The 9,179-nt window shown below is 43.1% G+C and carries 9 protein-coding genes and 1 rRNA gene; all 10 read right to left on the bottom strand.

Features of this window, described 5'->3' with window-relative positions; translation table 11 throughout:
* Window positions 1–69 (bottom strand): 16S ribosomal RNA (locus ACTWPX_RS21055); the annotation flags it as partial.
* A 388-nt stretch (window positions 70–457) separates the two neighbouring features.
* Window positions 458–1,942 (bottom strand): lysine--tRNA ligase, encoded by a 1,485-nt coding sequence (lysS, locus tag ACTWPX_RS21050; protein ID WP_443121389.1) that lies wholly within the window; start codon window positions 1,940–1,942, stop codon window positions 458–460.
* Window positions 1,943–2,085: 143 nt separating this feature from the next.
* Entirely contained in the window at window positions 2,086–2,292 is a 207-nt protein-coding gene (locus ACTWPX_RS21045; RefSeq protein WP_443121388.1) for a hypothetical protein, read from the bottom strand.
* Between the two features lie 3 nt (window positions 2,293–2,295).
* A complete protein-coding gene (folK, locus tag ACTWPX_RS21040; protein ID WP_443121387.1) occupies window positions 2,296–2,793 on the bottom strand; it encodes a 2-amino-4-hydroxy-6-hydroxymethyldihydropteridine diphosphokinase in 498 nt (165 codons plus the stop codon).
* Window positions 2,790–3,155, bottom strand: a complete 366-nt coding sequence (folB, locus tag ACTWPX_RS21035; RefSeq protein ID WP_128524996.1) for a dihydroneopterin aldolase — start codon at window positions 3,153–3,155, stop codon at window positions 2,790–2,792. Before folB ends, folK begins: the two co-directional genes overlap by 4 nt.
* Window positions 3,148–3,981: a dihydropteroate synthase gene (gene folP / locus ACTWPX_RS21030; protein WP_443121386.1), complete on the bottom strand. Its 834-nt coding sequence runs from the start codon at window positions 3,979–3,981 to the stop codon at window positions 3,148–3,150. Before folP ends, folB begins: the two co-directional genes overlap by 8 nt.
* 185 nt (window positions 3,982–4,166) lie before the next feature.
* Window positions 4,167–5,096 carry a cysteine synthase A gene (cysK, locus tag ACTWPX_RS21025; RefSeq protein WP_443121385.1) on the bottom strand — a complete coding sequence of 310 codons (930 nt, stop codon included), beginning with the start codon at window positions 5,094–5,096 and terminating at the stop codon, window positions 4,167–4,169.
* A gap of 170 nt (window positions 5,097–5,266) precedes the next feature.
* Window positions 5,267–6,157 carry an Hsp33 family molecular chaperone HslO gene (hslO, locus tag ACTWPX_RS21020; RefSeq protein ID WP_128524999.1) on the bottom strand — a complete coding sequence of 297 codons (891 nt, stop codon included), beginning with the start codon at window positions 6,155–6,157 and terminating at the stop codon, window positions 5,267–5,269.
* Between the two features lie 6 nt (window positions 6,158–6,163).
* Entirely contained in the window at window positions 6,164–6,955 is a 792-nt protein-coding gene (locus ACTWPX_RS21015) for a type III pantothenate kinase (protein ID WP_443121384.1), read from the bottom strand.
* Between the two features lie 125 nt (window positions 6,956–7,080).
* Window positions 7,081–9,129, bottom strand: a complete 2,049-nt coding sequence (ftsH, locus tag ACTWPX_RS21010) for an ATP-dependent zinc metalloprotease FtsH (RefSeq protein ID WP_443121383.1) — start codon at window positions 9,127–9,129, stop codon at window positions 7,081–7,083.
* Between the last annotated feature and the right edge of the window lie 50 nt (window positions 9,130–9,179).

The following is a 9,179-nucleotide window of genomic DNA, read 5'->3' as shown; positions in this document are numbered from 1 at the left end:
GCGCTCGACTTGCATGTATTAGGCACGCCGCCAGCGTTCGTCCTGAGCCAGGATCAAACTCTCCATAAAAGTTAGTTTGACTTGCTCATTTGCACACCGAATGTGCTTGTTTCAAATCTCTTCTTTAATAAGAAGAAACATCTTGACGTACTGGTTGGTTCGTTCAGTTTTCAAAGATCAAAATGTTGTTTGCCGCTTCAAAACAGCGACTTAATCAATATACCATGGCTAAACGTTATCGTCAACAACTTTCATGAATTATTTTGTCAGCCGTTTGCGGCTCGCCGCCTTTCTTAATGCGACAAATAATAATTTACCATGGTTGTGATAGTAAAATCAAGACTATTTTTATTAAAAAATTATTCTGACGATTATCAAAATCACATAATCATGAAACTCACACAAGCGACCTTTCATAATGTAAAAGAACCCCCGTGAAATTCGGGGGCTCACTTTATTAATCACGATGCCTCATTTGCGGGAACAGTAACACGTCACGGATCGATGGTGAATTAGTCAGCAACATCACCAGACGATCTATACCAATGCCCAGCCCCCCTGTAGGTGGCATTCCATATTCTAATGCTTCCAGGAAATCCTCATCCATCATATGAGCTTCATCGTTACCTTCTTCTCTTTCTTTCAACTGAGACTCAAAACGCTCCCTTTGGTCAATCGGATCATTAAGTTCAGAGAATGCGTTCGCATGCTCGCGCCCCACAATGAAGAGTTCAAAACGGTCTGTGAATCGCTCATCTTCAGGATTCTTCTTAGCTAACGGAGAGATCTCAATCGGATGACCATAAATAAAGGTTGGTTGTATAAGCTTTTCTTCAACCCGTTGTTCGAAAAACTCATTAACGATATGACCGAATGTCATTGTTTCTTTAATCTCGATGCTGTGTTCATCAGCCAACTCTTTAGCCTGTTGATCCGTCATCTTCTCCCAGAAATCTACTCCTGTGTACTCTTTAATAGCGTCTACCATATGCAGGCGCGTCCATTCTGGCTCTAGATCAATTTCTTGATCATTATAGTTCACTTTCGTCATCCCAAGGACTTCTTTAGCGATATGAGCCACCATGTTCTCTGTAAGGTTCATGATGTCATGGTAATCAGCATACGCTTCATAAAGCTCTATCATTGTAAATTCAGGGTTGTGGCGTGTAGAAACCCCTTCGTTACGGAAAACTCGGCCAATTTCATACACTTTCTCCAGACCACCTACAATAAGACGCTTCAAGTGAAGTTCAATCGCGATGCGCATATAAAGCTGCATGTCCAGAGCATTGTGATGTGTTATAAACGGACGGGCAGACGCCCCTCCTGGAATTCCGTGCATAAGAGGAGTCTCTACTTCCAAAAAGCCTAACCCATCTAAATAACGGCGCATAGACTGAATTATTTTACTTCGCAGGACAAATGTATCTCTGCTTTCAGGATTTGTAATCAAATCTAAATAACGTTGGCGATAACGTTGCTCTACATCTTGTAAGCCGTGGAATTTTTCAGGAAGTGGACGAAGTGATTTTGTAAGTAGTTGAAATTCATCCGCTTTTACCGATAGTTCCCCTACTTTTGTTTTGAACATCACTCCGGTAACACCGACAATATCGCCGAGGTCGGCTGAGTTAAACAACTCGTATGCTTCTTCACCGATGCGGTCTTTCCGGATGTAAAGCTGGATTTGGCCTGTAAGATCTTGAATGTGAGTGAACCCAGCTTTACCTTTGCCGCGTTTTGTCATAATGCGACCAGCGATTGTTGCTGGAAACTGCTTTTCTTCGAGTTCTTCTTTTGTATATTGATCATATTTTTCTTTAAGTTCTTCTGCATAGTCAGTACGTTCGAATTTATCACCAAAAGGGTCAACGCCTTGTTCACGATGGGCATTCATCTTATCTCGACGCACCCGCATGTGTTCATTGAGTTCTTCTGTCATTGCTATCACTCCATCCCTGAATTAATTTTAATGCTCAAACCGTCACAATAACAAAAACTGCCAGCATAGCACTGGCAGTATCTAACTATGGTTTAGTATAGAAAAGTCCTTAATTCGTGTCAACGCTCAAAAGGTGAAGGGTCTCACATTCCGTCTTTTATCTCATTGTGAAGTCTTACGGGATGTTGAGCATCGTCTTTCCAGTTTCTGCTTGATTGATACGATGAGCGGGTTGGACCTTTTCTTTCAGACCTTGCAAGTACCAGGACGCGTGTTTTCACATTTCCATGCATGATCGCCACTTTTTCATTTTTCAAATGAAGCAAGCGGTCCATGTGAAGCATATCCACATCTCAAATGCGTCCCCACTCTCTAATGCTTTCTACTTCCGTTGCTGGTAGATGCCCCAGCACTTCTGCAACTGTCTGCTTTATATGAGGAAGGACTACGTCAGCATCCAAGTCCGCCAACGGGACCATTACGAACGCCCTTTCCTGCATATGCGGATGGGGAATCGTAAGACGTTCTGCTTTCATATTTTCATGATTATAGAGCAAAATGTCAAGGTCTATCGTTCTCGGCCCCCATTTAACCACTCTTTTTCTTCCTAACTCTTGCTCAATCCCTTGGCAATAATCCAGTAAGTGAAGAGGCGGTAAATTTGTCTGTACCTTGATGGCCATATTCAAAAAATCGTTTTGTTCTTTATAACCTACAGGTGCCGTTTCATACACAGATGACTTTTTGGTCACCTGGATATCATTATGTTCATCCAACAGGGTAATAGCATCTTTCAGAAATTCTTCTCTTTTTGTTATGTTGGATCCCAGCGCAATATAAGCGGTGTTCATGAAGGCCGGCTCCTGTGAATTTCTATAGCGACGGATTTGTAATGACCCGGGATCGGAGGATCAGGCTTGTACACTTTCACTAAGCATGCATCTAACATGAGGAATTGTGCAAATAGCTCTTGTGCAATTTGCTCAGCTACTGATTCCACCAAGTGAAAGGCCTTCCCCTCCACAATCTTCTTCGCCACTTCATAAATGGCCCCATAATCAATGGATTTGGTCATATCATCCGTTTGAGCCGCTGGTTCCAAATCGAGCTCCAATTCAAGGTCAACATAAAAACGCTGTCCTAATTTATTCTCTTCCGGAAACAATCCGTGATAACCCCAGAATTCCATTTGGTTTACATAAATTTTATCCATCCGCCTCATCCTTTCCGAGCATAGCATCCATCATTTTCGTCATTCTTACGATCGGTTTCACATCATGAACTCTTACGATTTGCACCCCTTGGGCTACACCGTAACATACCGTTGCTCCTGTCCCCTCCATACGTTTATCCTTAGGCAGGTCCAGAACTGTTCCAATAAAAGACTTCCTGGATGTCCCTAACAGGATCGGATAGCCAAGTTCGTGGAAATCCTTCAGACGGCGCATAACCTCAAGATTATCTTCCTGGCTTTTAGCGAAGCCGATGCCGGGATCTAAAATGATCTTCTCATCATCCACTCCAGCATCTTTAGTAATCTGGATACTTTCCTCCAAGTCCCTTTTCATATCATCAATGAGCGAGGAATAATTTTGGTTTGTTCGATTATGAGTCAAAATGATCGGCACTTTATATCGGGCTGCCACTTTGGCCATTTGCGGTTCTTTCCGCGCCCCCCATACATCATTGATGATAGAAGCCCCGGCTGCCACTGCTTGCTCAGCAACTTCTGCTTTATAGGTATCGATGGAAATCGGAATGCCGACAACACCTTTTATTGCTTCAATAGCAGGTAAAACACGACTGAGTTCCTCATCCACGGATACCGGGGCATGACCAGGACGTGTGGATTCCCCACCAATATCAAGAATATGAGCTCCTTGCTTTTCCATTTCCACGGCTTGGTTAACTGACTTATCTATATCAAAATAAAGACCTCCGTCAGAGAACGAATCAGGGGTCACATTCAATATTCCCATCACGAGCGTCTCTTTAGTTAGGTCATATGTTTTCTTAGTTGTTTGTAGTTGAAAGCCCATCCTTGCTCCCTCGTTTCGTTAATGACTCTTTCACTATTTTACATCATTTTCAGATACTTATCATTAGCATAAGCACCTCGCAAACTCCAACAACTTTTCTAAAGCCTACAGAAGCTTATTTCATAAATTCCTGAACAAACAAAAAACTGCACCCAAAGCGGGTGCAGTTCTCACGTTCAAGCGTATTATTCTTCGTCTTCAAATTGATAAAGTGGCGTAGATAGATAACGCTCCCCATTACTAGGGATGACTGCCACAACTTTTTTACCTTTTCCTAACTTTTTCGCCACTTCCTTAGCTACGTGAATAGCAGAACCTGACGAAATTCCACCTAAAATTCCATCTTTCCTCGCTGCTTCTCTTGCCGCTGTAAAAGAATCTTCTTTAGAGACTTTGTATACTTCATCGTAAATCTCTGTGTCTAATATACCAGGTACGAAACCTGCCCCGATTCCTTGAATCTTGTGCGGACCTGGGTCTCCTCCAGATAAAACGGCGGACTCTTCTGGTTCAATCGCATAAATTTTAATATCAGGATACTTTTCCTTTAATACTTTCCCAGCGCCAGTTATCGTTCCTCCTGTGCCGATACCTGATACGAAGGCATCCAATTGATCGCCCATTTGTTCGACGATTTCCGGACCTGTCGTCTTTTCGTGTACTAAAGGGTTCGCTTCGTTATTAAACTGCTGAGGCATGAAATACCCTTGATTATCTTGTAATTCAGTCGCTTTTTTAATAGCGCCTTTCATTCCTTCACTACCAGGAGTAAGAACTAATTCTGCTCCATAAGCACGTAGAAGGTTTCGACGTTCCTGACTCATTGTATCCGGCATCACAAGGACCGCTTTATAACCTTTTGCCGCCGCAACCATCGCCAGGCCGATTCCCGTATTTCCACTCGTAGGTTCGACAATCGTATCCCCATCCTTCAGACGACCTTCTTTTTCGGCCTCTTCAATCATTGAAAGAGCAATACGATCTTTGACTGAGCTCCCCGGGTTCATATATTCCAATTTCAAATAAATTTCTGCGCTGTCATCCTCAGCACTGCCGTTCAATTTTACCAAAGGTGTTTGACCTACTAATTCAGTGATATTGTTTACGATTCTCATACATCCACTCCTAAAACCAAGTATTTTTATAGGATTTAAACCTAATGTACTTAAAATCAAAGCAATTGTCAAACATTTCAATCTTCTTAACGGAAAAAACTATTGAATAAGATTCTAATAAATGACGGAACACAAGTTCCGTCATTTATTATTAAAGTCTTAAGTTTATATTATGAGGTAGAATCTGAATCATTGGATTTTAAACCATTCAAATCAGGCACGTCAAATAGATATTCTTCATTACAAAAATGACACTTGGCTTCTGCCCCCTGATCCTCTTCAATCATTCGTTGGATTTCTTCATCCCCCAGACTTGAAATGGCCACTTCTACGCGTTCACGTGAACAACGGCACTGAAATTTCACTGGCATGGTGTCTAAGATTTGGACATTCTCTTCTCCAAGAACGGTGTGTAAAATTTCTTCTGGAGTGTTTCCATCCCTCACCAATGAGGAAATAGCAGGCATCTCAGTCAATCTTTTTTCAATTTCGCTTGTGGTTTTTTCGTCAGCCCCTGGCATCATCTGAACGATAAAACCTCCGGATGCGAGGATTGAATAATCGGTATCTACAAGGACACCCGCACCTACAGCTGATGGGACTTGTTCTGAGTTAGCAAAGTAATAAGTGAAATCTTCACTGATCTCACCTGAAACCAGTGGCACCTGTCCGGTGAAGTGATCCTTCATCCCCAAGTCTTTAACGACACTCAGGGTACCTGATGTGCCTACAGCCCGGGCTACATCCAGTTTCCCTTCAGCATTCAAATCAAAATCGACATGCGGGTTTTTAACGTACCCTCGGACTTCCCCTTTGGAGTTCGCATCTGCGATAATCGCCCCGATCGGTCCATCCCCTTCAATTTTAATCGTTATTTTATCGTCACCCTTAAGCATGGCCCCCATCATGGCACTGATCGTCAGCGTTCTTCCGAGAGCGGCTGATGTTGTGGTCCATGCATCCTGTCTGCGTCTTGCTTCCTCAACAGTTTCTGTAGACTGTACTGCATAAGCTCTGACCTGTCCATCATAGGCCAGTGCGCGAACTAAATAATCTGACATTGTTGATCATTCTCCTTTAAAAACTTTTTTCTCTTTGTTGCGCTGGTATATTTTATGAAGACCTTTAAGGGTTAAGAAAGGATCTACTTGATCAATCGTTCTCGACTGTCCGGCAATTAAATTAGCCAGCCCGCCTGTAGCAATTACGGTAGGGGATTGGTCTGAAGTTTCCTTCATTCGGCGCACCACTTCATCCACTTGGCCGACATATCCGTAAAAAACCCCTGATTGCATAGCTTCCACTGTGCTTTGGCCAATGACGTGTTCCGGGCTTTTGATTTCAATTTTCGGAAGTTTCGCGGCTTTTGCATACAGAGCTTCCATCGAAATGTTTATTCCCGGGGCAATAGCACCACCGACATATTCACCGGCCGGATTAATATAGCAGTAGGTTGTGGCTGTACCAAAATCAATAATGACTAAAGGCAATGGATACTCATCGATAGCTCCCACCGCATTGACAATCCGGTCAGCCCCGATTTCATCAGGGTGAGGATATTGCATCGGCAAGCCATGATCAACAAGACCTTCCCCAATAATCATGGGCTGCTTTTTAAAATAATAACGAGACATCCGGTCGAGTGCAAACATAATAGGCGGCACAACTGAAGAAATGATGACACCATCAATATCTTCAAATTTAAGGCCCTCATGGTCCAGCAATGATTTTATCAGCATTCCGTATTCATCTTCAGTTTTATGACGATCAGTTTTTATTCTCCATTGGTATTGCAGCGATTCGTTTTCAAATACACCTAAGACAGTATTGGTATTTCCCACATCAAGGACAAAATTCATAAATATAGCCTCCCGTGTCATTTCCTTCGGCTACCATCATATCACAAGCACCCCTCATTTCGCTCTATAGACACATAAAAAGCCACACCACCTTAAGAAAAAGGCTGGTGTGGCTTCCCTATGATTTAAGAACGACGATCTTCTGAATCTGTCGAGTCATTCTCGTCTTGTGATTCTTCACTTCGATGAGTTTCTTCTTCAGAATGCTCACCTGTTTGTTCCTGTTCTTCTTGTCGTTCATCTTCTTTGGATTGAATGTTCACACGTACATCTTCGTCTGTAGAAGATGTATTGTTCTTGATTTTCGCATTGTTTTTTCTTGCGATTTCTTCAAGTTCATCATCCGTAGGAAGACGTCCTTTATCGAACAAGGAACGGATTTGAGTCGCATCTAAAGTTTCTACATCTAACAATGTCTTCGCGGTCAATTCCAGCTTGTCTTTATTTTCAGTCAAAATCGTTTTCGCACGGTTGTAACAATGATCGATGAAGTTCTTCACTTCCTGATCGATTTCATAAGCAATCTGATCACTATAATTCTGTTCATTCTGGATGTCCCGGCCTAAGAAGACTTGACCTCCAGAGTTGGAACCGAACTGTAACGGACCTAGTTTTTCACTCATTCCATACTCTGTAACCATCTTACGAGCTATGCTGGTTGCACGTTGGAAATCGTTATGAGCACCTGTACTTACTTCACCGAACATAACCTCTTCTGCGACACGACCACCGAGAAGACCTGTGATCTTGTCGAATAGCTCAGGCTTAGTCATGAAGTAACGATCTTCTTTTGGAAGCATGACAGCATATCCGCCAGCTTGTCCTCGCGGAACAATCGTAACTTTATGAACCATATCCGCATCATCCAGAACCATACCTATCACCGTGTGGCCACTCTCGTGGTGAGCAACAATGTTACGCTCTTTCGTAGAAATGACACGGCTCTTCTTAGCTGGTCCTGCAATGACCCGATCAATGGCTTCATCCACATCATACATATCAATCATCTTCTTATCTGTACGAGCAGCTACAAGAGCAGCTTCGTTCAGTAAGTTTTCTAAATCGGCACCTGAGAAGCCAGGAGTACGAAGAGCGATCGTCTTCAGATCAACATTTTCAGAAAGCGGCTTATCCTTCGTATGAACCGTAAGTACAGCTTCACGACCTTTGACATCCGGGCGGTCTACTGTAATTTGACGGTCGAAACGGCCAGGACGCAGAAGCGCTGGGTCTAGGATATCTGGTCGGTTTGTGGCTGCAATGATGATTATTCCTTCATTGACTCCAAAACCATCCATTTCCACAAGCAGCTGGTTCAACGTTTGTTCACGCTCATCGTGTCCTCCACCAAGGCCGGCGCCACGTTGACGACCAACCGCATCTATCTCATCAATAAAGATGATGCCCGGGGCATTCTTTTTCGCGTTTTCGAATAAATCACGGACACGTGAAGCACCGACACCGACGAACATTTCAACGAAGTCAGAACCACTGATAGAGAAGAATGGTACGCCAGCTTCACCAGCAACAGCACGGGCTAATAATGTTTTACCTGTACCAGGCGGTCCAACTAACAGAACACCTTTCGGAATACGGGCCCCTACAGCAGTGAATTTACGAGGATCTTTCAAGAAGTCAACGACCTCAACAAGCTCCTGCTTCTCTTCATCTGCTCCTGCTACATCCTTAAAGCGAACTTTCTTCTTCTCTTCTGAATACATCTTCGCCTTACTCTTACCAAAGTTCATCACACGACTTCCGCCGCCTTGTGCCTGGTTAAGCAAGAAGAAGAATAAGATGAAAATAATGACGAACGGAATGATTGATGTCAGGAAAGTCACCCATGCACTGGGTTGCTCTTCCTCTTCGACACTTAGCACGCTCTGTTCTTGAGCGGTTTGTGTAATATTTGAAATGACTTGATCATTTGCAGGAATTTTCGCTATGAAGGTTTCCCCTTCTTCAGCACCTTCCTCATGACCAGTGACGCGAATCACCCCATTGACAGGCTGAATGGTCATTTCCTCAATTTCACCATTGTTTAATTTATTGTAGAACTCATTGACATTATATTCAGTTTGCGCATCACCTTGACCTCGGAATAGACCGACCACGCCGATTACTACGAGGAAGATAAGTAAGTAAAATATAGTGTTACGAAATATCCGGTTCATTGCCTACCTCCTCCCAAACGAGAAAAACTATAGTAAATACTACCATAACA

Origin of the sequence: Halobacillus sp. H74 (assembly GCF_052246715.1) — a bacterium.
GTDB lineage: Bacteria > Bacillota > Bacilli > Bacillales > Halobacillaceae > Halobacillus > Halobacillus litoralis_A.
This window is presented reverse-complemented; position numbering and strand designations above follow the sequence as displayed.